Source organism: Mycobacterium xenopi, assembly GCF_009936235.1.
GTDB classification, from domain to species: domain Bacteria; phylum Actinomycetota; class Actinomycetes; order Mycobacteriales; family Mycobacteriaceae; genus Mycobacterium; species Mycobacterium xenopi.
This window is the reverse complement of the sequence record NZ_AP022314.1, coordinates 1807739-1832398: the sequence shown is the minus strand read 5'-3', so window position 1 is coordinate 1832398 and position 24660 is coordinate 1807739. Positions and strand designations below refer to the sequence as shown.

17 protein-coding genes, 1 tRNA gene and 1 pseudogene are annotated in these 24660 nt (G+C 66.2%); 2 read left to right on the top strand and 17 right to left on the bottom strand.

Going from position 1 to position 24660, the window contains the following annotated elements; genetic code table 11:
• Nucleotides 1–38: 38 nt before the first annotated feature.
• The 9 genes and pseudogenes from ettA to lipQ all read right to left on the bottom strand — a co-directional run bounded on the left by ettA (nt 39) and on the right by lipQ (nt 13985).
• Nucleotides 39–1715 (bottom strand): energy-dependent translational throttle protein EttA, encoded by a 1677-nt coding sequence (gene ettA, locus MYXE_RS08585; RefSeq protein ID WP_085193562.1) that lies wholly within the window; start codon nt 1713–1715, stop codon nt 39–41.
• 118 nt (nt 1716–1833) lie between these two features.
• A complete protein-coding gene (gene ssb, locus MYXE_RS08580) occupies nt 1834–2289 on the bottom strand; it encodes a single-stranded DNA-binding protein (protein WP_085193564.1) in 456 nt (151 codons plus the stop codon).
• Nucleotides 2290–2530: 241 nt separating this feature from the next.
• Nucleotides 2531–4543, bottom strand: a complete 2013-nt coding sequence (locus MYXE_RS08575; protein WP_085193566.1) for a cytochrome c oxidase assembly protein — start codon at nt 4541–4543, stop codon at nt 2531–2533.
• Nucleotides 4544–4575: 32 nt separating this feature from the next.
• Entirely contained in the window at nt 4576–6933 is a 2358-nt protein-coding gene (locus MYXE_RS08570; RefSeq protein WP_085193568.1) for a glycerol-3-phosphate 1-O-acyltransferase, read from the bottom strand.
• The gene (locus MYXE_RS08565; RefSeq protein WP_085193570.1) at nt 6930–8576 is read right to left on the bottom strand and encodes an HAD-IB family hydrolase/lysophospholipid acyltransferase family protein; all 1647 of its coding nucleotides are present in this window, start codon (nt 8574–8576) and stop codon (nt 6930–6932) included. Before MYXE_RS08565 ends, MYXE_RS08570 begins: the two co-directional genes overlap by 4 nt.
• Nucleotides 8573–10048 carry a WS/DGAT/MGAT family O-acyltransferase gene (locus MYXE_RS08560; protein ID WP_085193596.1) on the bottom strand — a complete coding sequence of 492 codons (1476 nt, stop codon included), beginning with the start codon at nt 10046–10048 and terminating at the stop codon, nt 8573–8575. Before MYXE_RS08560 ends, MYXE_RS08565 begins: the two co-directional genes overlap by 4 nt.
• A gap of 289 nt (nt 10049–10337) precedes the next feature.
• Entirely contained in the window at nt 10338–11333 is a 996-nt protein-coding gene (locus tag MYXE_RS08555) for an ERCC4 domain-containing protein (RefSeq protein WP_085193081.1), read from the bottom strand.
• Nucleotides 11334–11385: 52 nt separating this feature from the next.
• Nucleotides 11386–12657: pseudogene (locus tag MYXE_RS08550) on the bottom strand (IS3 family transposase).
• A gap of 68 nt (nt 12658–12725) precedes the next feature.
• Nucleotides 12726–13985, bottom strand: a complete 1260-nt coding sequence (gene lipQ / locus MYXE_RS08545; protein ID WP_039890170.1) for an esterase LipQ — start codon at nt 13983–13985, stop codon at nt 12726–12728.
• Between the two features lie 185 nt (nt 13986–14170).
• Here lipQ and MYXE_RS08540 point away from each other — a divergent pair.
• Nucleotides 14171–14244 (top strand) — tRNA-Arg (locus MYXE_RS08540).
• A gap of 170 nt (nt 14245–14414) precedes the next feature.
• Nucleotides 14415–15173, top strand: coding sequence for an enoyl-CoA hydratase (locus MYXE_RS08535; RefSeq protein WP_003921004.1), 759 nt, complete (start codon nt 14415–14417; stop codon nt 15171–15173).
• A 92-nt stretch (nt 15174–15265) separates the two neighbouring features.
• Here MYXE_RS08535 and MYXE_RS08530 read toward each other — a convergent pair whose 3' ends face one another.
• From MYXE_RS08530 to MYXE_RS08495, 8 genes are read right to left on the bottom strand one after another with little or no spacing between them, the layout of a single operon-like run.
• Nucleotides 15266–16441, bottom strand: coding sequence for a dihydrolipoamide acetyltransferase family protein (locus tag MYXE_RS08530; protein WP_085195525.1), 1176 nt, complete (start codon nt 16439–16441; stop codon nt 15266–15268).
• Nucleotides 16438–17463, bottom strand: a complete 1026-nt coding sequence (bkdB, locus tag MYXE_RS08525; RefSeq protein WP_003921002.1) for a 3-methyl-2-oxobutanoate dehydrogenase subunit beta — start codon at nt 17461–17463, stop codon at nt 16438–16440. Before bkdB ends, MYXE_RS08530 begins: the two co-directional genes overlap by 4 nt.
• A complete protein-coding gene (gene pdhA / locus MYXE_RS08520) occupies nt 17463–18554 on the bottom strand; it encodes a pyruvate dehydrogenase (acetyl-transferring) E1 component subunit alpha (RefSeq protein WP_085195524.1) in 1092 nt (363 codons plus the stop codon). The genes bkdB and pdhA overlap by 1 nt, the downstream gene beginning before the upstream one ends.
• Before the next feature lie 51 nt (nt 18555–18605).
• On the bottom strand, nt 18606–19424 hold the full coding sequence (locus MYXE_RS08515; RefSeq protein WP_085195523.1) for an HpcH/HpaI aldolase/citrate lyase family protein: 819 nt from the start codon (nt 19422–19424) through the stop codon (nt 18606–18608).
• Nucleotides 19424–20008: a MaoC family dehydratase gene (locus tag MYXE_RS08510; protein WP_415624481.1), complete on the bottom strand. Its 585-nt coding sequence runs from the start codon at nt 20006–20008 to the stop codon at nt 19424–19426. The genes MYXE_RS08515 and MYXE_RS08510 overlap by 1 nt, the downstream gene beginning before the upstream one ends.
• Complete coding sequence (locus MYXE_RS08505) at nt 19906–21066, bottom strand: acyl-CoA dehydrogenase family protein (RefSeq protein ID WP_003920998.1); 1161 nt, start codon at nt 21064–21066, stop codon at nt 19906–19908. Before MYXE_RS08505 ends, MYXE_RS08510 begins: the two co-directional genes overlap by 103 nt.
• Before the next feature lie 7 nt (nt 21067–21073).
• Entirely contained in the window at nt 21074–23053 is a 1980-nt protein-coding gene (locus MYXE_RS08500; protein WP_085195533.1) for an acetyl/propionyl/methylcrotonyl-CoA carboxylase subunit alpha, read from the bottom strand.
• A gap of 5 nt (nt 23054–23058) precedes the next feature.
• Nucleotides 23059–24633 (bottom strand): carboxyl transferase domain-containing protein, encoded by a 1575-nt coding sequence (locus MYXE_RS08495; protein WP_085195522.1) that lies wholly within the window; start codon nt 24631–24633, stop codon nt 23059–23061.
• Nucleotides 24634–24660: the final 27 nt, after the last annotated feature.

The window sequence follows — 24660 nt, the reverse complement described above, 5'->3', positions numbered from 1 at the left end:
CTGCCTCAGCACCCATGCCAGCGCTGATGCAGCCGACATTAGTCGCGGGTCAGCCGCCGGTGGGTGACTCTGTGCGGTCGGGCGGCCTCGATGCCGAGCCGTTCGATTTTGTTTTCCTCGTAGGCACCGAAGTTGCCCTCGAACCAGAACCATTTCGCCTCGTTGTCGGCGTCGCCTTCCCAGGCCAGGATGTGCGTGCAGGTGCGGTCGAGGAACCAGCGATCGTGGGAGATGACCACGGCGCAGCCAGGAAAGTTCACCAGGGCATTTTCCAGCGAACCCAGAGTCTCGACGTCGAGGTCGTTGGTCGGCTCGTCGAGCAGGATCAAGTTGCCGCCCTGCTTGAGGGTCAGCGCCAGGTTCAGCCTGTTGCGTTCACCACCGGAGAGCACACCGGCCGGTTTCTGTTGATCCGGGCCCTTGAATCCGAACGCCGAAACGTAAGCGCGCGAAGGCATTTCGTTGTGACCCACTTCGAGGTGGTCAAGCCCGTCGGAGACCACCTCCCACACCGTCTTGTTGGGGTCGATGCCGGCCCGGTCCTGGTCGACATAGCTGATTTTGACGCTCTCGCCGACCTTGACGGTGCCGCTGTCGGGCTGCTCAAGCCCGACGATCATCTTGAACAGCGTAGTTTTACCGACCCCGTTCGGGCCGATGACACCGACGATGCCGTTGCGCGGCAGGCTGAATGACAGGTCCTTGATCAGGGTGCGTCCCTGGTAGCCCTTGTCGAGGTGGTCGACCTCGACGACCAGTGTGCCCAACCGCGGCCCGGCCGGGATCTGAATCTCTTCGAAGTCGAGCTTGCGGGTTTTTTCCGCTTCGGCGGCCATCTCTTCGTAGCGCTGCAAGCGGGCCTTGCTCTTGGCCTGTCGGGCCTTGGCCCCGGACCGGACCCAAGCCAACTCTTCTTGCAGCCGTTTTTGCAGCTTGGCGTCCTTGCGGCCCTGCACCGCGAGCCGCTCGGCCTTTTTCTCCAGGTAGGTGGAGTAGTTGCCCTCATACGGGTAGGCGCGACCACGGTCGAGCTCCAGGATCCACTCGGCAACGTTGTCGAGGAAGTAACGGTCATGGGTAACGGCCAAGATTGTGCCGTGGTAGGCAGCCAGGTGCTGTTCGAGCCACTGCACACTTTCGGCGTCGAGATGGTTGGTCGGCTCGTCGAGCAGCAACAAGTCGGGTTTGCTCAGCAGCAGCTTGCACAACGCCACCCGGCGGCGCTCGCCGCCGGATAGGTAGGTGACCGGTTCGTCAGGCGGCGGACAGCGCAGCGCGTCCATCGCCTGCTCGAGTTGCGAGTCGATGTCCCAGGCGTCGGCGTGATCGAGCTCCTCTTGCAGCCTGCCCATCTCCTCCATCAGCTCGTCGGAGTAGTCGCTGGCCATCAGCTCAGCGACCTCGTTGAAGCGGTCGAGTTTGACCTTGAGGTCACCCAAGCCTTCCTCGACGTTGCCGCGTACGGTCTTCTCCTCGTTGAGCGGCGGCTCCTGCTGCAAGATGCCCACCGTGGCACCCGCGGCCAGGAAGGCGTCGCCATTGTTCGGCTTGTCCAGGCCGGCCATGATCCGCAAGACGCTCGACTTGCCCGCGCCATTGGGTCCGACGACACCGATCTTGGCTCCCGGCAGGAAGTTCAGCGTGACGTCGTCCAGGATCACCTTGTCGCCGTGCGCCTTGCGGACCTTCCTCATCGTGTAGATGAATTCAGCCATGCAGCAGTGTTGCCTTTCCGGTCTTGGGGAGGTTGCCCGCCGCCCATCGTAGGCAACGCCCGGCACCACTCGGTTATCTCGTGGTGACCCGCTGCGACCAGCTCCGCCGGTGCGATCGCTAAGCCGTCAATGGCAGCCCCGCCGCGTCGTCGCCGTCGTCGGCCTGATCTGCGTCGACGGCCTCGACTTCGGCCCGCGGTGTTGCGTCCGTGTCGGCGGCAACCGTCTTCTCCACCCGCGCGATGCAGCGGGAAAGGTCGGGGCCGACAGCGGTGGCGCGCATTTCCACCGCCGAGCGCCGATTGCCGTCGCGGTCCTCGTAGTCGCTGGTGTAGACGTGCCCCACCACGATCACTGCCGAGCCCTTGCGCAGTGATGCGCCCACGCCGGAGACCAGCTTGCCCCAACAGTTGACGGTGACGAACAGCGAGTTGCCGGCTTCCCATGCGCCGTCGGCGCCGCGGCGGCGCGAGTTGCTCGCCACCCGGAATTTCATTACCTCCTGGTTGCCCACCTCCCGGCGTATCGGGTCGTTAACGATGTTTCCGACCACGGTCAACGGCGTTTCGAACATTGCTCATTCCTTTCCCGGTTTCGGCGGAGCCTTCGGTGACGAGCCCGCCGGTGCGGCTCCCATTGAGCCCGCAACGCCCGACAATCCAGCGCACGCGGTCGCCGGAGGGGCCGCATTTGTGGAAGAAACGGCGTCTGGGGATAACCAGCCCGTTAAACCGCCGACGGCCTCGGCGCCTCGGCTGAGAGGACTGCTCTGGACAGCGCGAAGGCCAGACCGAACTGGTTTCGCCGGGGAAGCGCTAACGCTGCCGCGACGCGTCGCGGCGAGCCAGCTCCGCCAGCATCGCGTTATAGGCGGCCAGCTCCGCGTCGTCGTCACGGTCGGCAGCGCGGTCCAACCGCTGGGCGGTCCGCTGGTCGCTGCGCGTCCATTGGACAAGCAACGCGATCATCACAATCACCAGCGGTATCTCCCCAGCTCCCCAGGCGATCGCCCCGCCTAGTCGCTGATCGCCGAGCAGGTCGGCATGCCAACCCAAATGCAGTGAGCGATAGAACGTTTCACCGAGGACACTTCGCGTGCTCATCAGCACCACACCGAAGAATGCGTGCAGCGGCAAAGACGCGAACATCACCGCCACCTTGGCCAGCGCAGGGATCGGCCGCGGCGTGGGGTCGACGCCGATCACCACCCAGTAGAAGAGGTAGCCGCTGAGCAGAAAATGCGCGTTCATCACCAGATGGCCGAAATGGCTGCCGGCCGCGGCGTCGAATATGCCGCCGAAGTACAGCCCGTAGAAACCCGACACGAACACCACCGTCGCGACCACCGGGTTGGTCACCAACCGCGACAGCCGGCTGTGCAGCGCGGCCAGCAGCCACTCGCGCAGGCCCGGTGGCTCGTCGCGCCCGGCGGGGGGCAGCGCGCGCAGTGCAAGGGTGACCGGGGCGCCCAGGACCAGCAGGATCGGTGCCAGCATGGACAACAGCATGTGGGCGGCCATGTGCATGCTGAACATGGCCGGCATGTAGCGGCCGACCCCCGACGAGGTCGCGAACAGCATTACCACGCAGCCCAGCAGCCACGCCGAACTGCGGCCGCGTGGCCAGTGGTCGCCGCGGCGACGTAACCGCGACACCGCGGCCAGGTACAGTCCCGCCAACACCAGCGCCGACGTGCCGAAGACCAGGTCGAAGCGCCAATCGAACAGCACCCGCGCGACGGTGGGCGGCCCGGCGAAGTCGTAGCCGATCTTCACGTCCGGGATCGACGGATTGACGATCGGCGGTGGCGGCGGCGGGGTGCGGCCCAGCCCCACGGCAACACCGAATGTCACGCCGAACACCGCGGCCTCGAACAGCGCCAACCGCAGCAATGCGCGCCGCGAACTCGGATCTGCCTGCAGCGCAGCAACTCCCGTGCGTCGCTGCCGCCAGCCGGCCACACCGAGCGCGCACAGCGCGACGACCTTGGCGATCACCAACCGGCCGTATGCGGTGCTCAGCACATCAGAAGGCAGGACCCGCACCAGGGCGTTGACCACGCCGCTGAGCGCCATTGCGACGAAACACCACAATGCCACGGCAGAGAACCGCCGCGCCGCGACATCGGTGTGCTCGCCCCTGCGGATGGCGTGAACTAGCAGCGCCAGCAGGCCGCCGGCCCACAGACTGCCCGCGACGAGGTGGATCAACAGACTGTTGGTGGCCAGGTCATGCGAGCCGCCCGCTGATGAGTGACCGGTCAGGCCGAGCGGAATCAACGTCACCAACGAACCGCCCAGCAGCAGCGGCGTCCACGACCAGCGCAGCACTGCCAGACTCGTCAGCATCACCGCAGCCGCCAGCAGTGCGGTCCAGCGCCACGCGGACGCGGTGTTGACCAGACTCGCCAACGACCACAGCTTCGCGGGGTTGAGATGCGCCGCGACGGGTTGACCCGAGACATCGGAAATTGTCAACGGCACCAGCAACGCCGCACACACCGCCCATACCGCCGAGCCGACCGTGCCGAGGCGAAGCGCACGGTATCCGGGAGCGTCGAGCACACCGTTGGGTTGCGGAGGCACGAAGAACGCCGCGAACATGAACGCTCCGACCGCCAGCGCCGCCGCGACCTCCCCGATGGCCCGCACGACCGGCAACCCCAGCGTGGTCGACGGGCCCGGATCCGGTAACCCGGTTGCGGTCAGCGCATCCGCCAGCGACAACGCCGCGATTCCGGCGGCGGTGCATCCGGCCAGCGCCGCAACCCCGCTTAGCAGCAGCCACGGCACCGCGCGCCGCCGACCCGTGGCCGGCACGTCGGTCATGGATACAGCCTATGGCGCTAGCGAAATGCCTGTTAGCGAGCTTGGCTATCGACTTGGCGCGCCTGACGGGCCTCGATTTCGCGAGCGATGAAGCGACTGCGGGCGATCTGCTCGACATGGTTGAAATCACGCAGGATATCGCGCAGCTCCTGCCGGAACGCAGTGCGGCGTTCGGCTAAATCCGGCCCGGGTTCGAGCAGGTGTTGGTCGGCGGCGACTTGGCGTGCGGTCGCAAACAACAGCGTGGACACCGGCTCGCTGCTGCGGACTCGTCCCTGGGCCACGTATTGGCGCCCCACGCCAAGAGCCAGTTGCGTCAACTCCTTGGCACCGATATCCGCTGGCGCATCGCGCAATACATCGGCGACAATCTCGTAGGCCTCGAAGAACAACCGCAGCATCGCATCAGATATCAGCGGTCGTTTGGCATACAAAATCGCGTCGATCTCGTCGCCGCCGGCCGCGACGTGGGCTTCCCAATCCTGGTGCCACGCCATCTCTTCGGCAATGTTGCCGCGGAAGGTGGCTGAATCCGCGAAGTAGAAGTCGAACTTCAGCAGATCACGCAACCGCATCGCTTGCGACCAGAACGCCGCTACCCGGTCGCCGTCGGCATGCCTGACGTGGGCCAGCGCGAGTTCGACGATCGAGGTTTCCAGGAATGCGTGGATCACCGAGTTGCGGTAGAACGCCGCCGCGTGCTCATGCTCGGGTGCGATGCGCCACACGGGTTCGCGTCCACCGTCCACGCGGGTGACCGGGTGTCCGTTGGACAGCGCGTCCACTGCCGCGCGCACACCTTCGGGGGTCCGCAACCGCAGCGAGCTGGTCGACAGGGGTGTGTGTTTGCGCTCCAGGTAGTCCAGGGATTCCTGCAGGGTGCGATGCAGCTGGCCAAGCGTCAACGCCACCCCGTGGGTGGCGAGCAACAGCGCGGACACCAGCCCAGTGGCGTTGACCGGCGTCGCCCGCAGAATGCGCCACGCTACTTCGAATGACATCTTTTGCAGCGCAAGTCGTTTGGCAGCTTGATCCTGCGCTATCGGTCCGTTGGGCGGTCCGAGGTACTCGCGCATCGAGACCGCTTCGGGGAAGCGGACGTAGATCTTGCCGTAGTTGCGCTCGCCCTGGGCCTTGATGTAGTTGTACAGCCAGCCCATTCCCTCCGGGCGCTTCTCCGCGCCGCGCGCGTAGGCGGCATACTCGGCGATCTCATGCAGCTGGTCGAAGCTGATCGAGATCGGCTGCAGCAATATGTCTTCGCTGCGCCCTTCCAGATAGGCGTCGGCCACATAGCTCATCAGGCCCATTTTGGGCGGCAACATCTTTCCGGTTCGCGACCTGGTGCCCTCGATGGACCAGCTCAAGTTGAACCGCTTTTCGACGAGGTAGCCGACGTATTCCTTGAGTACGTACTTGTACAGCCTGTCGTCGCCGATGTTGCGCCGGATGAAGATGACGCCGGAACGGCGCAGCAGCGGGCCCATCACGCCGAACGCCATGTTGATTCCGCCGAACACATGAGCCCTGGGCAACCCGTTTTCCTGCAGCGCCACCGTCAGCACCGCGCTGTCCAGGTTCGACCGGTGTGACCACAGCAGCACGGCGGGGTGCGTCTGAAGTGCTGCGCGCATCGCCGCGACTTGATACTGGTCGTAGTCGATTTGGGGGTCGAACCCGCGAATCAGCAGCCTGCTCAGCCCGACGGCAACATCGACCGACACCCGGCTCCACCCGGTGGCCATCTCGTCGAGGATCTTGCCGGCCTCTTCCACGGTGGCACCGGGAATCTTCTCCAAACCGGCCCGAAAACGGGCCGACGCCAACATTTCTGGTTTCACCAGCCGCGGCGACTTGTACTCCGGGCCGAGCAGCCGGTAGGCGACGCGTTCCATCGCCAGGATGGCGCGACGGGTGACGAAATGGGCGAAGTCACGCGGATTGTCACCGACGGTGGTGTCGCGCCATTGTTGGCGTAGTTCTGACACCTTGGCCGACTCGCCGGCCACTACCCGCGCGCGGCGGGGATCGCTGCGCAGGATACGCCGTTGCTGGCGTTCACTGGGATGGTACGGATCCCAACCGGGCAGCAGCCCAACCACCCTACCCAGCGGGCCACCCTCGGCGGGCGGCAGCCAGAACACCCGCACCGGCACGATCGATCGGTCCTCATCGGCCTCGAGCTGCTCGACGAGCTGGGCCAGAGCGCCCGGCGGCGCGTTGCGCGGCGGCAGCCGCAGCACGTCGATCTTGGTCTCGGGATGACGCTGGCGCTGGCGGTCTAGCCAGTCGTTAAGCAGCTCGGCCTCGACCGATGACGATACCGACGCCAACACCAACGTGTCGTCGGTCGTACTGAATGTGCCCGTGTCGGCAGCCGATGTCGTCACGGTCGTCCTTTCGGCCGAGTTGTCCGCGCGCGCGTCTCCGCATAATCCGGCTTGGCCGCGTGCTTCTTCGATGGTGTCGATTGTGCGGCCTTCTTGGCCGTCTTGGCCGCCGCTTTGCCCGTCTTGGCTTTGACCGGCGCCGACTTTTTGCTGCGGTTGTAGAGGGGGACCTCGGGTAGCTCGTCGACCGGCCAGCTGGCCAGCGTGTTCAGATACAGTTGGCGCACTTCGTCGATGCGATCCGGCAGCGTGTCGAGCGTCCAATCATCGACCGGAATCGGCGGAAACACCGCGACATCTACCGTGCCGGGGTTCATCGTGGTGGAGTTGCGGGCGGCGATGATCTCGGCGTTGCGGATCACGATCGGCACGATCGGGATACCGGCTGCCATCGCGATGCGAAACGGCCCTTTCTTGAACGGCCCGACCTCGGTGGTGTCGACCCGGGTGCCCTCGGGAGCAATGACGATCGAGAGCCCGTTTTTCGCACGCTCTTCGACCTGGTGCAGTGTTTCCACCGCGGCTGTGGGGTCGTCGCGGTCGATGAAGACGGCGTCGAGTAATTTACCCATGGTGCCGATGATCGGGTCGCTTTCCAGCTCCTTCTTGCCGACCGCGGTCCAGTTGTCACGCACCAGCGCGGCGACGATGACGGGGTCAACTTGGTTGCGGTGGTTGAAGATGAACACCGCCGGACGCTGCGCAGTCAGATTCTCTGCGCCAATCACGTTGAGGTGCACACCGTTAGCCGCCAGCAGCAGTTGCGAGTAGGTGGACGTGAAGAAGTTCACGCCGCGGCGCCGGTCGCGGGTCAGCAAGCCCAGGCCCAACGCCACCGAAGCGACCGGAACCATCGACCCGATACCGATCAGCGTCCGCAGCTGCCCGACGAGACCCCCGCTGCCGCGGCTGGTGAACCGCAAGATCGGCCAACCGCGGCGTCGCGCCACCGCCGCCATCTTGCCTTCGGGATTGGTGGGCCGGGGATTTCCCACCAGGTACATCAACGCGACGTCTTCGTCGCCGTCGGCGTAGAAGTAACTTCGGCTTAAGTCGATGTCGTGCTCGGCGGCGAACTTTTGGACCGCCGCAGCCTTGCCCGACCCCCACAGGATCGGCTTGACGACCCGTCCGGTGAGGATTCCGTTCTCGTCGACCTCGAACTTGTTGGTAAGGGTGTTGGGGATCCCCAGGAAGCGGGCCACCGGGTCGACCTGAATCGTCAGCGCGGACGAACTGAGCACCACCGTGTGACCGCGCGCAAGGTGGGCGCGCACCAGCTCCCGCATTTCCGGATAGATCCGGGACTCGATCTTCTGGGCGAATAGCCGTTCGCCGATCTCCTCCATGTCGCTGAGTGGGCGTCCGCGAAGCACCCAAGCGGCTTTGGTGATGAGTTCTTCGAACTCGATGCGGCCGAGTCGATGGTTGAGCCCGGCCTGGATCATCGTGATCAGCTCCCCTACGCCCATCTCCCGGCGCCGGAACTGCTCCTGGGTGAGGATGACACCGGTGAAGCCCGCCACCAGGGTTCCGTCCAGGTCGAAGAACGCGCCGATGTTGGGACCCGGTGGGCTGGCGAGGATTTCGGCGACCGAACCGGGTAGCCGCAGGTCACGAGTCGACTTGTCCGCGGATGTCATGAGCCCGACACCGATCGCGACGGTGCATCCGCCGACTCGACGGAAAACGACGCGGGTACCGCGCGCGGGACGGGTTCGCCGGCCAGCGCCAGGATCTCGTCGAAACCGTCGAGCAGGCACTGCGCGAACAATGTCTCATGCCTGACCGCGGCCCTGTCGTAACGCACGGTAATCGTGCAAAATCCCGCGCGGGAAACCAACACCACCATCATCGCAACACCCGGTAACGGGCCAATTCCGTACTGCCGCAGTACTTTCGCACCAGCAATGTAGGTATCTCCTTGGTAGACAGGAACATTGCTGGCTTGCACGTCGGAGGCGACCACGGCCTCGGTAATCGTCTCCAGTAGTTGTGCTGGCAAGACGCTGAGCACGGGCGCGATCGAGCCGATGATGTCCATCGCCGGCTCTTCTCGGCGCTGTGTTATCTGCGCGCGAATCTTGCGCATGCGCTGTACCGGGTCGGCGGTGCCGATCGGCGCGGCCAGGTTGACACCGGTGAACCGGTTGCCGCCGGCGGGATCGGCCTCGGCGCGCAGGTTCACCGGCACCGCCATCGGCAGTGTGGCGATCGGGACACCGAGTGCTTGGTGATAGCGCCCCAACGCCCCGCACAGGCCGGCAAGATAGGCGTCGTTGATCGATCCGCCACCGGCCTTTGCCGCCCTGTGCAAGTCGGACAACTTGATGTCGAGCGCTTCTGTGCGGCTGGCTAGGCTGCGCCGCCGCAGCAGCGGCGACGGGTCAGCGGCCCGGCTCATCACCCGCACACCCGAACGCGCGTACTCTAGTGCGCCGGCCACCGCCGACGGCGGGTTGAGCACCGCTCGGCCGAGCATCGAGACCGCGCCCGACAGCGCGCCGCGAACCCCGCCGAGAATGGTGCCGGGCAGGTGGTTGAGGCCTTCCCGCATCAAATCATTGGCCGACAAATCCTGGGGAATCGGTTGCGGCGGCGGCGGCTCGGCAGGTGGGTCGCGCTCGAGGTCGTAGATCTGCGAGAACATCTCCACGCCGCCCACGCCGTCGGTGACCGCGTGACTGAGGTGCAAAAGCATGGCGGCTCGGCTGTCGGCGAGGCCCTCCACCAGTGTCGCCGTCCACAGTGGCCGCGCGATGTCCAACGGCGACTGCAGAATTATCTCGGCCAAGTCCAACACTTCCCGCACTGTGCCGGGTTCGGGGATGCGCACGCGTCGCACATGGAAGTCGAGATTGAAGTCGGGATCGACCACCCAGCGCGGTGCCGCAGTCGGCAGCGTGGGCACCACCACCTTCTGGCGTAGCCGCAGCACCCGGCGGGAGGCATTTTCGAACCGCGTCCGAAACCGCTCCCAGTCCGGCGTGGCGTCGAGGATTTCGACAGCCATGATCCCCGAGCGGGTCCGCGGGTTGGCTTCCCCCCGATGTAGCAGATAGTCGACCGGTCCCAGCTCGGTCGGCAGCTCGGCGGCGTCGACCGAATCAGTCACCGTTGCCACCTCCCGCCGGGAAAGCCCGACGCGACCGTGCTGACATCGCCACTCAAGCCTCCCGTGATCCGCAACCTGTGCCAAGACAACGCTAGTCCGGTTGACGCGGTGGTGGCAGCTGATTGTGCGGATCCGCGCGACGAGCTCGTCGACCGATGGACAAGTCACGAAATGGCCTGCTGGACCGACAAATTGGATAGTGAACCATCCCGGGTTTGATGCACACCTCGTTTCGTGTGACCGGTGTGCTTCCTGATCTGGTGGTGAGCGTAGTACGCGGCCGTAGACGCTAGGTTCGGTTCGACGAGTTGGTGTCGTACCAAGCAGTCCAGATCTCGGGGCGGAGCCGGCCGCGGTCGGGTACCGGTAAGCCGGTGCCGCGAGCCCAGGCGCGGACTTCGGCGGTGGATGGCGTCGGCGCTGCGGGTGCCTGGTCGAGGTGGGCGATGTCGACTCTGATCGGTGAGATACGTTGCATGGCAGCGTGTTCGGTGGTCGCCCAGGCGTTGGCGGCGGCGAGGAACCGGTAGGTGTATTCCTCGGCGAGCTGGCGGGTCTCGCAGAACACGACGGGCACGTTCGGCCAGCGGATCTGCAACTCGGCGAGCCCGTCGGCGACCACCGCGGGCCGGATGCGGTCAAGCTTGAACAGCTGCGAGTAGCGATCCTCGATGACCACCGCCGCGCGCGGGAGCGCGGCTAGGTCGCCGACCTGGTAGCGCAGCTTGCCGCCGGTGAGGCTGGCTACCAGATCGACCAGTGACTTGCGTTCCACGCTGGCGACAAGCTGACCATCAACGACGATTCCGTAGTCCCCGCACGGCAGCGCCCGCTTGACCGTGGTGACCTGCTGGGTTGCGAACCGGTAGGCGTACTGCTCGTGGCTGTCGACCACGATCTGCAGCTCCTCGATGCCGTGCGCGCGGGCGGTCGGGGTGCGCACGTTCGGGCGTGCCTGTTTGCGGGTGCGCGGCGACTGCCAAAACACCACGTCGCGGCCCCGAGCCTGGGTGAACACGAGCTGGGAGCGGTTGTGCCGGGACCGGTCGGCGATCACGTCGATCGCTGCGCCGCGCCGACGACACGACCGCAACCGCACTCGTTCGACGATTACCGGATCGTCGGGCCACTCGTCCAGCGGTACCGGGTAGGCGAACAAAGCTTTTTCCCGCGGCCAGGTTCCCGACGTGCGGAACAGCAGGTCACCGCCACCGAGCGGGACCCTCAGCAACAACGGCAGCCTGGAGTCTTCATCCGGGTTGACCGCGATCAACAACTCCGCCACAAGTCCCGAGTCTGCCATCGGTGTTGGGTGACACCCCCGTCGCGACCCGAGCCTACGGACTGCTGATGGGGTCGCCGGCTTGCAGCCGGGCGTAGTACTCGGCCTCGGCTTCGGCTGGCGGGCGGGCGGCCAAGGCGGTGCATGAGCCTGGCGGTGTTATACCAGTGCACCCACGCCGAGGTGATGTTCTCCAGGTCGGCGAGGGTGCGGATCGGTCCGGTGCGGAACGGGGAGCCCGCGCGCACGCACTCGGTTTTGTAGAGCCCGATCGTGGTTTCGGCCAACGCGTTATCGAGGGCGTCCCCGACAGTCCCGATCGACGGGACGAGTCCGGCCAGCATCAGTGTCTCAGTGAAATGTGTTGCGGTGTATTGTGATCCGGCATCGCTGTGATGAATCGTGTCACCGGTGAGCGGATGTCCCTGCCGCGCCCGGTATGCCGTGGCTTGGCGGATCGCCCGCTCGACGAAGGCGGTGTTCTTCGTCAACGAGCACTCCCAGCCCGCGATCAGCCCGGCATAGGCGTCGATTACGAATGCGGTGTAGCCGAACCCGCCGCCATCGAGCGGCACGTAGGTGAAGTCCGCCACGTCCAGCTCGTTGGGCCGCGATGCATGGAAGCGCCGCCGCACCAGGTCCGGCGCTCTCGCGGCGGCCGGATCGCGCTCGGTAGTGCGTATCGTCCGGGCGCGCGTGGCCCCGCGCCAGCCGTGCTTGCGCATGATCCGTTCGACCGTGCAGCGCGCCACCGGGATGCCCTGGCGCTGCAGGTGCGCCCACATCTTCAGGCTGCCGTACAGGCACTCCGGTGGGCGTTTGCCGTGCTCGTCAGGCTCATAGACGCCGGCGAGGATCTCGGTGATCGTGGTGTCCCACAGGGCCCGTTTTGACGGCGCCGACGACCGGTGTGCCCAGTAGGTGCGTGGGGCGATCGCCACGCCCTGGACACCCAGGGCGCGGCACATCGGTACGACCCCGAACCGGTCCTTGTGTTCGTCGATGAACTCGCAGATCAGCGGTGTAGCGGGTCGCACTCCCGCGCGAAGAAAGTTGTTGCGGCCTTTAGTATTTCGATCGTTTGCTCAAGTTCCTTGGTTTTGCGGCGCAGCTCCCGCAGCTCGCGTGCGGTCTCAGTCGGCACACCCGCAGCCTCACCGTCGTCCACCTCGGCCTGGCGCACCCATTTGCGCAGCGTCTCCGCGCTCATCCCCAACCGCGCCGAGATCGCGCGCATCGCCGCCCACTCGGTCTCGTAGTCATCGCGATGCTCTCGGACCAGCCGCACCGCCTTGGCCTTGGTGTTCTCATCGTACTTGCTCGGCATCGTGCCATCCTTCCCTCAAAAGAAGGTGTGCACGAAACCCGGGACGGTTCAATAGGCCTGTGCGCGATTCAGCTGGCCGGAGTTGCGGGCTCGGCCAAAAAACTCACACCCGAGTGAACGTAGCGCCCGTAGATCAGGCCCAAGAAATCCGCGACCGCATCGGCAGCCAGGCGTGAGCGCACCGTGGCGACGGTGTCAAAAGCGTGGTGAGCGTTGGCGAGCTCGGCATAGCACACCGTCGACGCGCGCGCTTCACGAAGCGCTGCGCAAAAAGAACGGGCTTGTGTGCGCGGAATCAGCGAATCGTTCTCGCCGTGCAGCACGAAAAACGGTGGAGCTGCGCTGTGGGCGTGCGAGATTGGCGACGCCGACGCGAACAATTCTGGATCGTCGGCGTACCGGGTCTGCATCACGAAATGCTCGAGGAACGGCAGCATCAGTTCGTGCATGTGCTCGGCTTTCGTGAAGTCGTAGACGCCGTAATACGGCACCGCAGCCTGCAGGGTCGTGTCGGCGTGTTCAAACCCGGGCTGAAGTCGCGGATCGTTCGCGGTGAGAGCCGCCAACGCAGCCAGGTGGGCCCCTGCCGAACCACCGGTGATCGCGATGAAACCTGGGTCTCCCCCGTAGTCGGCGATGTTGTCACGTACCCACGCGATCGCCCTCTTCACATCGACGATGTGTGCCGGCCACGCGCTGCGAGGGCTTTTGCGGTAGTCGATGGACACGCAGATCCAGCCGAGCTCGACCATGCGGCCCATCAGCGGGTATGCCTGCCCACGTTTGCCGTTGATGGTCCACCCGCCGCCGGGCACCTGCACCAGTACCGGGCGACGGTCTCCGCCCGCCAGGTCGGGCTGGCGCCAGATATCCAGCAGGTTGTCGCGACCCCCGGGGCCATAGGCGATGTCCGACGTCTGCGCCGCATAGCGCCGGCGATGCCCGACCGAATGCCACAGCCCATCGCGGCGCACAGACCCGCGCTGATCGCCGAGCGGATGGCACACCCGATCGCGGTAGTGCGGTCCGAAAGACTCCTCAAGTGCGGCGGTGAGGATCTGATCGGCCCGCTGCGCCGCCCACGCCGTGGCCACCCGCCCGACCGGCGGGGGCGTGATGCGAGACAACGCATGCCCGGTGAGCACCTGCGGGGAAAACTCCGCCGAAAGCCAGCCAGCAAACCAGCCAAGAGCAACGGGCGAACCGCGCAGCAGTAGCGCACCGGTGCGGTAGGTGCCGACGGCGTCTGCCGCCAGATGCCGGCCCTGCTGCAATACCCGAGCGCCCGCCCGCGAGCACCGCGTGGTCACGTCCATAGCCATGCTCATGGCAACGCCACTCCTTGACGCCGGGCACATGCACCGCCGCCGGACGCGGCATGCGGCCAGCGGTAGCGTACATGTGTCGTGCGTCACACACTAGTGAATGGCCGTTGTCTCTCATGACATTTGGCTCGGCGTTGCGCGGCTAAGCCGGGCGCGCGCCCCCCGTTCGATAGACTGACCTGCGCATTGCCTCCGTAGCTCAGTTGGATAGAGCAAGGGCCTTCTAATCCCTAGGTCGCAGGTTCGATTCCTGCCGGGGGCACTAGTGGGGCGGGTGGGGAACTTGTGGCGAAGTGGTGGCGCTGACGTTGTGGTAGTCGACGGTCACCCGGCACCGATTACCCTGGCGTGGCCGCAACGATGATCGGGTCCGGTGGGCTTACCACTGCGACGCCGACATTACGAGCAAACGCCTATTCGCGGAGGAGCCAGATGGCCCGGTCGGATCTTGTTCTCTACCGTGTCGACAAGCGCGTCGCGCTCATCACCGTCAACGACCCCGATCGGCGCAACGCCGTCACCGATGCTATGTCGGCCCAGCTGCGTGCCGCGGTGCGGCGGGCCGAGGCTGACCAACAAGTGCATGCCGTCGTGGTGACCGGCGCCGGCAAAGCGTTCTGCGCGGGCGCCGACCTGGGTGCGTTGGGCGAGGCGGCCGAACAGGCACTGCTGCGGCTCTATGACGGCTTCATGGCGGTCGGCAACTGCACGCTTCCGACGATCGCCGCGGTCAACGGGGTAGCAGTGGGGGCGGGCCTGAACCTGGCGATGGCCGCCGACGTGCGGATTGCGGGGCCGGCCGCGGTGTTTGACGCGCGCTTTCAGAAGCTGGGGTTACATCCCGGCGGCGGCGCCACGTGGATGCTGCAGCGCGCCGTTGGCCCGCAGGTCGCCCGCGCCGCCCTGCTGTTCGGGATGTCGTTCGACGCCCAGGCCGCGGTGGCGCATGGGCTGGCGCTCGGTGTCGCCGACGATCCGGTCGCCGCCGCGCTGGAGCTGGCCGCCGGACCAGCCGCCGCACCACGCGAGGTGGTGTTGGCTACCAAGGCCACCATGCGGGCCACCGCCAGTCCGGGCTCGATTGACACCGAACAACACGAGCTGGCTAAACGCGTCGAGCTGGGCCCGCAGGCTGCGTCGATCCTGTCGCCGGAATTCGCGGCCCGGTTGGCAGCGGCACGGCGAAAATAACAGCCGGGGCCTTGCTCATATTGCGTTGGACACCAATGGATTCCGCACATCATGATCGGACGCATCGTCGGGCGTCACCGGCGCCGTGGCCGCTACAGGTCGGCCAGCGCCGTTTCCGGCGACTCGATGAGTCGACGGAGCTCACCTAGGAATCCCGCCACCGCCGCGCCGTCGGCGATGCGGTGGTCAAACGCACACGTCAATGTCATCTGGGGGCGCACGACGACCATGTCCTCGACGGCCATGGGCCGGGGCCGCAGCGAACCCATGCCCAAGATTGCGGCCTCGGGGTAATTGATCACCGGCACACCCTCGTCGACTCCGAGCGCTCCGTAGTTCGACACCGTGAACGTCGATCCCCGCAGCTCAGCCGGTTGAAGAGTGCCCGCGCGGGCCTGCTCGGTCAGCCTGACGACACAGTCGGCGAGCTCCCGGGTGGTCTTGCGCTGCGCATCGGCGACGACCGGTACCAGCAGACCACGGGGGGCAGCGACCGCGAACCCTAGGTGTATAGCGTGATGGGTATGCACTTGCGGTCCGTCAGCGCCGTCCACCCAGGTGGAGTTGAGGATCTTGTGGTGGGTCAGCGCGATCACCACAAACCGCAGGGTGAGCACGAACGGCGTCACCCCTAGCCGATCGCAGGCCCGCTGCAGATTCGTACACTCGACGTGCACACTGGCATGGGCATCCGGAATCTCCTTGCGCGAGACAATCATTCGCCGCGCCATCTCCGCGTGCACACCGCGCACCGGCATCACGTCGTAGGATGCACCTGCACGCTGTACGCCGACCCCGGCCGCCGCCAGCACGGCCTCGCGAGTGATGATGCCGTCGGGCCCGGGCGGTACGTCGTTCAGATCGACCAGCAGTTCGGCGGCCAGTTTCCGCACCGCGGGTTTGGCTTTCGGACGTCCCGCGGTCGCTGTCCGCCGGCTGGTGTCGAGGGTGTCATCGGCCCCGTAACCCACCAGTACCGGCCTACGCGTGCCTGATTCACCGTTCGACGGGGTTTCCGCCGTGTCGGGCGCGGTGTCGATGCGCACCAGCAGCGAGCCGACCGGTAGGACTTCACCTTCGGTGCCGTGAATTTCGACGATCCGGCCCGCATACGGGCTCGGTATTTCGACTTCGGCCTTGGCCGTCTCCACTGTGCACAGCGGTTGGTTCAGTGCGACGTCGTCACCGACGGCGACGTTCCACGACGACAACGTCACTTCTTCCAGCCCCTCGCCGAGGTCGGGTACGACGAACGGCTTGACGGTCACGGCAACTCCAGCGCACGTTCGACACAATCCAACAGTCGGTCCGGGCCGGGCAGCCACAACTTTTCCAACCGTGCCGGTGGATACGGGGTGTCGAATCCGCAGGCGCGCAACACCGGCGCTTCGAGCTCGTAGAACATCTCCTCTTGGATGCGTGCGGCCAGCCCCGCACCGTAGCCGAGGCTGCGCGGCCCTTCATGTAGCACCACACACCGTCCGGTGCGCCGGATTGAAGCGGCGACGGTGTCGAAGTCCAAGGGCACCAATGATCGCAGATCAACGACCTCCAAGCTCCAACCATGTTGCCGCTCAGCGGTTTCCGCAGCAGACAACGCCGTGGCAACCAGTCCGCCGTAGGTCAGCACCGTGACATCGGTACCGACCCGGCGCACCGCTGCCTGGCCGATCGGAGGCTCGGGTCGGCTCGTGTCGACCACACCGCGACCCCAGTAGCGCCGCTTTGGCTCTAAGAACATCACCGGGTCGCGGCAGGAAATCGCATGACGCAACAGCCAGTAGGCATCCGCGGGTGTGGACGGCACCACCACCTTCAACCCGGCGGTGTGCGCCCAATAGGACTCGGTCGACTCCGAATGGTGTTCGGCCGCACCGATTCCGCCGAATGACGGTATCCGCACGGTGACCGGCATGTCCACTTCGCCGCGGGTGCGGGTGTGATACTTCGCCAGATGGCTGACCACCTGATCGAACGCCGGGTAGGTGAACCCGTCGAACTGGATCTCCGGCACCGGCACAAAGCCGCGCAGCGCCAGTCCCACGGAGATCCCGATCAGAGCCGACTCCGCCAATGGCGTGTCGAAGCACCGGTCTTCGCCGAAGGTCTCTGTGAGTCCCTCGGTCACCCGAAAAACCCCGCCCTGAGCGGCGACGTCTAATCCGTAGACCAGGACCCGCTCGTCGGCGGCCATCGCGTCATGCAGCGCCCGGTTGAGCGCTTGGACCATGGTCAGCGGTTGCGCGGCGACCGGCAACGTTGCGGTGAGACGTTCGGAGATCTGGGTCATCAGCCCTCCTTGGCCAGTTCCGCCCGCAGCTGTCGGCGTTGGGCTTCCAGCGCGGGTGTGATCTCGGCATACACCGTGGTGAACACCTCGTCGACGTCGATGTCGGGCGTCGTGAACACCACGTCGCGCAGTTCAGAACGCAGCCGCGCGGAGCGGGCGGACACCCGCTCGTCAAGGCGCCCAGACCACAGGCCCTGGCCTTGCAGATAGGCCCGGTACCGCGGAATCGGATCCAATGCCAACCAGTGATCCAGTTCCTCCTGGCTGCGGTAGCGGGTCGGGTCGTCGGAGGTGCTGTGCGGGCCGAGCCGATAGGTGATCGCCTCGATCAGCGTCGGCCCCCCGCCGGACCTGGCTCGGGCGGCGGCCTCGGCCATCACCGCGTAGCACGCCAACACGTCGTTGCCGTCCACGCGAATCCCGGGCATCCCGTATCCGATCGCCTTGTGCGCGATGGACGGTGCGGCGGTCTGCTTGTGCAGCGGCACCGAGATCGCCCACTGGTTGTTCTGTACGTAGAACACACAGGGCGCGGCAAACACCGCGGCGAAGTTGAGCGCCTCGTGCACGTCGCCCTCGCTGGTGGCGCCGTCGCCGCAGAACGCCACGGTCACCGAGTCTTCGCCGAGCCGCTGGGCGGCCATGGCCGCACCGACCGCGTGCAGCGTCTGGGTACCGACTGGGACCGACATCGGGGCGCAGCACTTGCTGGTGAACTCCAACCCGCCGTGCCAGGTTCCGCGCCAGGCCGCCGCCACATGCCAGGGTGGAATGCCGCGGACCAGGAAGGCGCCCAATTCGCGGTATTGCGGAAACAGCCAGTCGGTTTTGCGCAGGCAGGCCACCGCGCCAACCTGCGCCGCCTCCTGGCCGCGGCACGGCGTGAACAGCGCCAGCTCACCTTGGCGCTGCAGGTTGACGAACTCGGTGTCCAGGTCGCGGGTGACCACCATCATCTCGTAGAGCCAGCACAGCGTCTCGCTGGGCAAATGACGGTTATAGCGGTCGTCTGGGGTGGGTGCGCCGTCCGGGTCGACAAGCCGCACCGGTTCGAGGTCGACAGTCATCGGCATCTGAGAGAGCTCGGCCATACCGCCTCCAACCACGCCTGCGCGGGTGTGCGGCCGGTCAGAGCAAACGTGCTACGAACCGGTGTCAGCCGCCAGCTGCACGATGCGCTCGGCTCGCCGCAACACTGGCGCATCTACCATTATGCCTTCGAATGCGAAGACACCGCGTTCATCGGCGGCCGCGGCCAGCACGTGTCGCGCCCACTGCACCTGCTCGGGTGAGGGCGCATAGCCAGCCCGGATGACATGCAGTTGGCTGGGATGGATGGCGACCTTGGCGTCGAAGCCGACGGCGACGGCGTCGTCCACCTCGGCGCGCAGCCCGTCGAGGTCCTTGATATCGAGATAGACGGAGTCCAAGGCCAGACGACCATACGCCTTGGCCGCCAGCAGCGACCACGAACGTACGTGGCGGGCCACTTCCCGATAGGTTCCATCCGGGTAGCGATTGGCGGTGCCGCCCAATACGGCGAACAGGTCCTCCGCGCCCCACATCACGGCGACGGCGTTGTCGGCGCGGACACTCTCGGTGACGTTGAGCGCACCCAGCGGCGACTCGACTAATACCACTACCTCTAGAGGTGCCAACGCGGTGACATGCTGGGCCCCTTCGCATTTGGGCAGCATCACGGTGTCGTAGCGTGTGCGTGCCAAAGCCTCGAGGTCGCGGGATTGGTCGTCGGTGCCGAATGGGTTGACGCGCACCACGGTGCGTGCGGGATCGAGCTGAACGTCGACGAGCGCGGCCCGAGCGTGGTCTCGATGGCCCGGCGCCACCCCGTCTTCAAGGTCGAGGATGACCACATCGGCTGCCGCAGCGGCCTTTTCGAAGCGTTCGGGCCGATCCGCCGGGCAGAACAGCCACGCCGGGCCGGGGTTGTGCAACCCCATCAGCCCGCAGGCCTCATGCGTACCAGGGTTTGACGAGTGGCGGTGGCCACGACGTCGCCGTGCTGGTTGCGTCCAGTGTGCGCGAAGGTCACGATGCCCTCCCCGGGCCGGCTCTTGGATTCGCGTTTTTCGGTGACCACGGTCTCGGCGTAGAGCGTGTCGCCGTGAAACAACGGCTTGGGAAACGCGATATCGGAGAATCCGAGGTTGGCGACGATCGTGCCCTGAGTCAGCTGTGCCACCGACAGGCCGACGAGCGTCGACAGCGTGAACATCGAGTTGACCAGCCGCTGGTGAAACGGCGGCAGCGCGTCGGCGAATGCGGCATCCAGGTGCAGCGCTTGGGTATTCATCGTCAGCGTGGTGAACAGAACATTGTCGGCCTCGGTGATCGTGCGGCCCGGCCGGTGCAGATAGCGCACGCCGAGTTCGAATTCCTCGAACCACAGCCCGCGCTGCAGGACGGTGCGCTCTTCGGTGCTCACAGCCCGACCTCCCGCGCGATCAGCATCAACTGCACTTCGCTGGTGCCCTCGCCGATCTCCAGGATCTTGCTGTCCCGGTAATGACGGGCCACCGGAAATTCGTTGATAAACCCGTAGCCGCCATGGATTTGCGTGGCGTCGCGAGCATTGGCCATCGCCGCTTCGCTGGCCACCAGCTTGGCGATCGCCGCCTGTTTCTTGAACGGCTTGCCGGCCAGCATCAGCGCGGCGGCGTCGTAGTAGGCGGTGCGAGCGGTGTGGGCACGGGCCTCCATCCGCGCAATGGTGAACTCGATGTGCTGGTGTCGTGCGATCGGTTGGCCGAACGCTTCTCGTTGCCGCGCATACTTGACGCTTTCGTCCACGCAGCCCTGCGCGGCGCCGGTGGACAGTGCGGCGATCGCGATCCGGCCCTCGTCGAGGATGCGCAGGAAGTTGGCGTATCCGCGGCCGCGTTCGCCGAGCAGGTTCTCCTCCGGCACCCGGACGTCGGTGAAGGTCAGCGGGTGGGTGTCTGAGGCCCGCCAGCCGACTTTGTCGTAGGCCGGTTCGACGGTGAGCCCGGGCGTGGGCACCGGCACGAGGATCGACGAGATCTCCTTTTTGCCGTCCAGCTCACCGGTAACAGCCGTGACCGTGACGAGTTTGGTGATGTCGGTGCCGGAGTTGGTGATGAACTGTTTGGACCCGTTGATGACCCAGTGCCCGTCGTCGAGACGGGCGGTGGTCTTGGTCGCGCCGGCATCGCTGCCGCCGCCCGGCTCGGTCAGCCCGAACGCGCCCAGGGCACGACCACTGGCCAACTGCGGCAACCATTCCCGCTTTTGCGCCTCGGTGCCGTACCGGTAGACCGGCATAGCGCCTAGGGACACGCCGGCTTCCAGCGTGATCGCCACGCTTTGGTCTACTTTGCCCAATTCCTCCAGTGCCAGGCACAGGGCGAAGTAGTCCCCGCCCATTCCGCCCCATTCCTCCGGGAACGGCAGGCCAAAGAGGCCCATTTCGGCCATCCCGGCAACTACCTCGTAAGGAAAGGAATGCTCGGCGTCGTGGCGGGCGGCGACCGGTGCGACCACGCTTTGTGCGAAGTCACGCACCGTCTTGGCCAGCTGCTGGTATTCGTCGGGCAGCGTCCCGGTTGCAATGAAGTCAGACATCTCGCCCTTAGCCTTTCGTGTTCGCGGTGATTCGGGCCAACGGCTGGCCCACCTTGACCTGGTCGCCGACGCCGACAAGAAGCTGGACCACGCCGTCGACAGGGGCCGAGAGGGTGTGCTCCATTTTCATCGCCTCGACCGTGACCACCACGGTGCCCGCCGCTACACCCACTCCGTCGTCGACCCCCACGGCGACGACGGTTCCGGGCATGGGGCTGGTCAACTCGGCGTCGCCGCTGTGCTCGTCGTCGGGACGCACAGGCGCCTCCCGCACCTCTTCAAGCAGCACGGTTGCGCCGTTGCCGTGCAACCAGATCCGGTGGTCCGCAGCGGCGACGATGTATTCGGTGCGCATGCCGTCCAGTGTCACGGTGAGTCGCCGGCCGTCCAGATGTGCCTGCAGTGAACGGGATTCGCCGTCCTCGACTCGAACCGCGGCTGCCGCCGGCGTTCCGGTGAGATGCACATGGTCGGTGCGGTCGCCGGCGCGCAGCCTAACGCTGACCGGCGCGGGCGCCCCGATGCGCCAGCCAGAGGGCACGTCCCAGAGATCGCCGCCGGGCTTCGGCCACAGCCGCAACCACCGGTAGGCCGCCGCGGCGATAAGTTGCTCGTCGGACGGCGGCGCGGCGGCGAAATCACCGACCCGACGATCGAGCAGCCCGGTGTCGAGTCGACCGGCGGCCACGTCGGCATCGGCCAGCAGGAACCGCGCGAATTCGACGTTGGTGACGACACCGAGCACTGCGGTGTCGGCCAGCGCCCGGTCCAGCGTCCGCAGCGCATTAGGCCGGTCAGCGGCGTGGGCGACGACTTTGGCCAGCATCGGGTCGTAGTCGCTGCCCACCGTCATACCGGCCGACAGCCCCGAATCGACTCGTATTCCAGGGCCTTCCGGTTCGACGAGTGCGAGCACGTCGCCGCCGGTGGGCAGGAAGCCGTTCCCCGGGTCCTCGGCGTAGATCCGGGCTTCGATCGCGTGGCCGTGCAACGCGATGTCGGACTGGGTTGCGGTCAGCTTCTCCCCCGCAGCGATCCGGATCTGCCATTCCACCAGATCCCACCCGGTCACCATCTCGGTGACCGGATGCTCGACCTGCAGGCGGGTGTTCATCTCCATGAAGAAGAACTCCTCGGGCCGGTCGGCGGAGACGATGAACTCCACCGTGCCGGCGCCGGTGTAGTCGACGCTGCGCGCGGTGTCGCAACCCGCGGCGCCGATGCGCGCCCGGGTCGCGGTGTCCAGCAGCGGTGACGGCGCCTCTTCGATGACCTTCTGGTGTCGTCGCTGCAGGCTGCACTCGCGTTCGCCGAGGTGGATCACGCCGCCGTAAGCATCGGCCAACACTTGGACCTCAATGTGCCTGGGGCGCAGCACGAACCGCTCAAGGAACAGGGTGTCGTCGCCGAACGCGGCGGCCGATTCTCGGCGGGCACCGGCCAGGGCCGCAGGCAGGTCGGCGGCCCGTTCGACCAGGCGCATGCCCTTGCCACCACCGCCCGCTGAGGGCTTGACCAGCACCGGGTAGCCGACCTCGTCGGCGGCGGCAATCAGCTCCGCATCCGTCAACCCAGGCCGCGCTACGCCGGGAACCACTGGAACACCGAACGCCGACACCGTGGACTTGGCGGCGATCTTGTCGCCCATGGTCTGCAGCGCGGCCACCGGCGGCCCGATGAACGTCACACCCGCAGCTGACAGTGCTGCAGCGAAATCGGCGTTCTCGGAAAGGAAACCGTATCCAGGATGGACAGCCTGAGCCCCGGTGCGGATCGCCGCATCCACGACCGCAGCGATGTTGAGGTAGCTGGCCCGGGCCGGTGCGGGACCGATCCGCACCGCGACGTCGGCCTCGGCGACGTGCCGCGCGCCGGCGTCGGCGTCACTGTAGACGGCCACTGACCGAATCCCCATCGCCTTGAGCGTGCGGATCACCCGGACCGCGATCTCACCGCGGTTGGCGACTAGAACCGTATCGAATCCCATCACGCTCACATCCGGAACACGCCGTAGGAGACCGGGTCGACAGGAGCGTTCGTGGCAACCGAAAGCGCAAGACCGACAACGGTTCTGGTGTCTGCTGGGTCGATGACGCCGTCGTCCCACAGCCGCGCCGTCGAATAGTACGGATTGCCCTGGCGCTCGTATTGCGCGCGGATGGGCGCCTTGAATGCCTCTTGTTCCTGCTCCGACCAGGGGGTGCCCGCGGCCTCCAGGGCTTCGGCCCGGACGGTAGCCAGCACGGAGGCGGCCTGTTCGCCGCCCATCACCGAAATCCGCGCGTTGGGCCACATCCACAGGAACCGCGGGGAATACGCGCGCCCACACATCGAATAGTTGCCCGCCCCGTAGGAGCCGCCGATCACCACGGTGAGCTTGGGCACCCGCGCACAGGCCACGGCGGTCACCATCTTCGCGCCGTGCTTGGCGATGCCGCCGGCCTCGTAGTCGCGGCCCACCATGAAGCCAGAGATGTTCTGCAAAAACAGCAGCGGCACCATGCGCTTGTCGCACAGTTCGATGAAATGCGCACCCTTCAAAGCGGATTCGGAAAACAGCACACCGTTGTTGGCGACGATGCCCACCGGGTGGCCGTGGATTCGGGCGAATCCGGTAACCAGCGTGCTACCGTAGTCGGCCTTGAATTCGCCGAATTCGCCGCCGTCGACCAGCCGGATGACGACCTCGTGCACATCGTAGGGTATTCGCGGGTCGACCGGGACGACGTCGTAGAGCTCGGTTTGGTCGGCGATGGGGTCGACCGTCGCCGACACGTCCCAGGGCCGCGGTTCGCGCGGACCCAGGGTGGACACGATGCGCCGCACAATGCGCAGCGCGTCGCGGTCGTCGTGCGCGAGATGGTCGGTGACACCAGAGATCTTGGAATGCAAGTCTCCGCCGCCGAGTTCTTCAGCGCTGACCACCTCGCCGGTGGCGGCTTTCACCAGCGGCGGTCCGCCCAGGAAGATGGTGCCCTGGTTGCGGACGATCACCGCCTCGTCGCTCATCGCCGGCACGTAGGCCCCGCCGGCGGTGCATGAGCCGAGCACGGCCGCGATCTGCGGGATGCCTTCGGCGCTGAGCTTGGCCTGGTTGTAGAAGATGCGGCCGAAGTGGTCGCGGTCGGGAAACGCCTCGTCTTGGCGCGGCAGAAACGCGCCGCCGGAGTCGACGAGATAGATGCAGGGCAGCCGGTTCTGCGCGGCGATCTCTTGGGCCCGCAGGTGCTTTTTGACGGTGATCGGGTAGTAGGTGCCGCCTTTGACGGTGGCGTCATTGGCCACGATCATGCATTCGCGGCCCGATACCCGGCCGATGCCGGTGATGATGCCCGCGCCCGGGCATTCGTCGTCGTACATGCCGTCGGCGGCCAGTGGTGCCACTTCCAGGAATGGGCTCCCAGGGTCGAGCAAGCCGTCGACACGGTCGCGCGGCAGCAGTTTGCCGCGGGCCACATGACGGTCGCGGGCGCGCTGCGGGCCTCCCAGCGCCGCCACAGCCAGCTTTTCGCGTAGTTGCGCCACCAGGGCGCGGTGCGCCTCGCGGTTCGCGGCCGGTGAAGTCATCTGCTGCCAATTCGGGTTAATGACGAC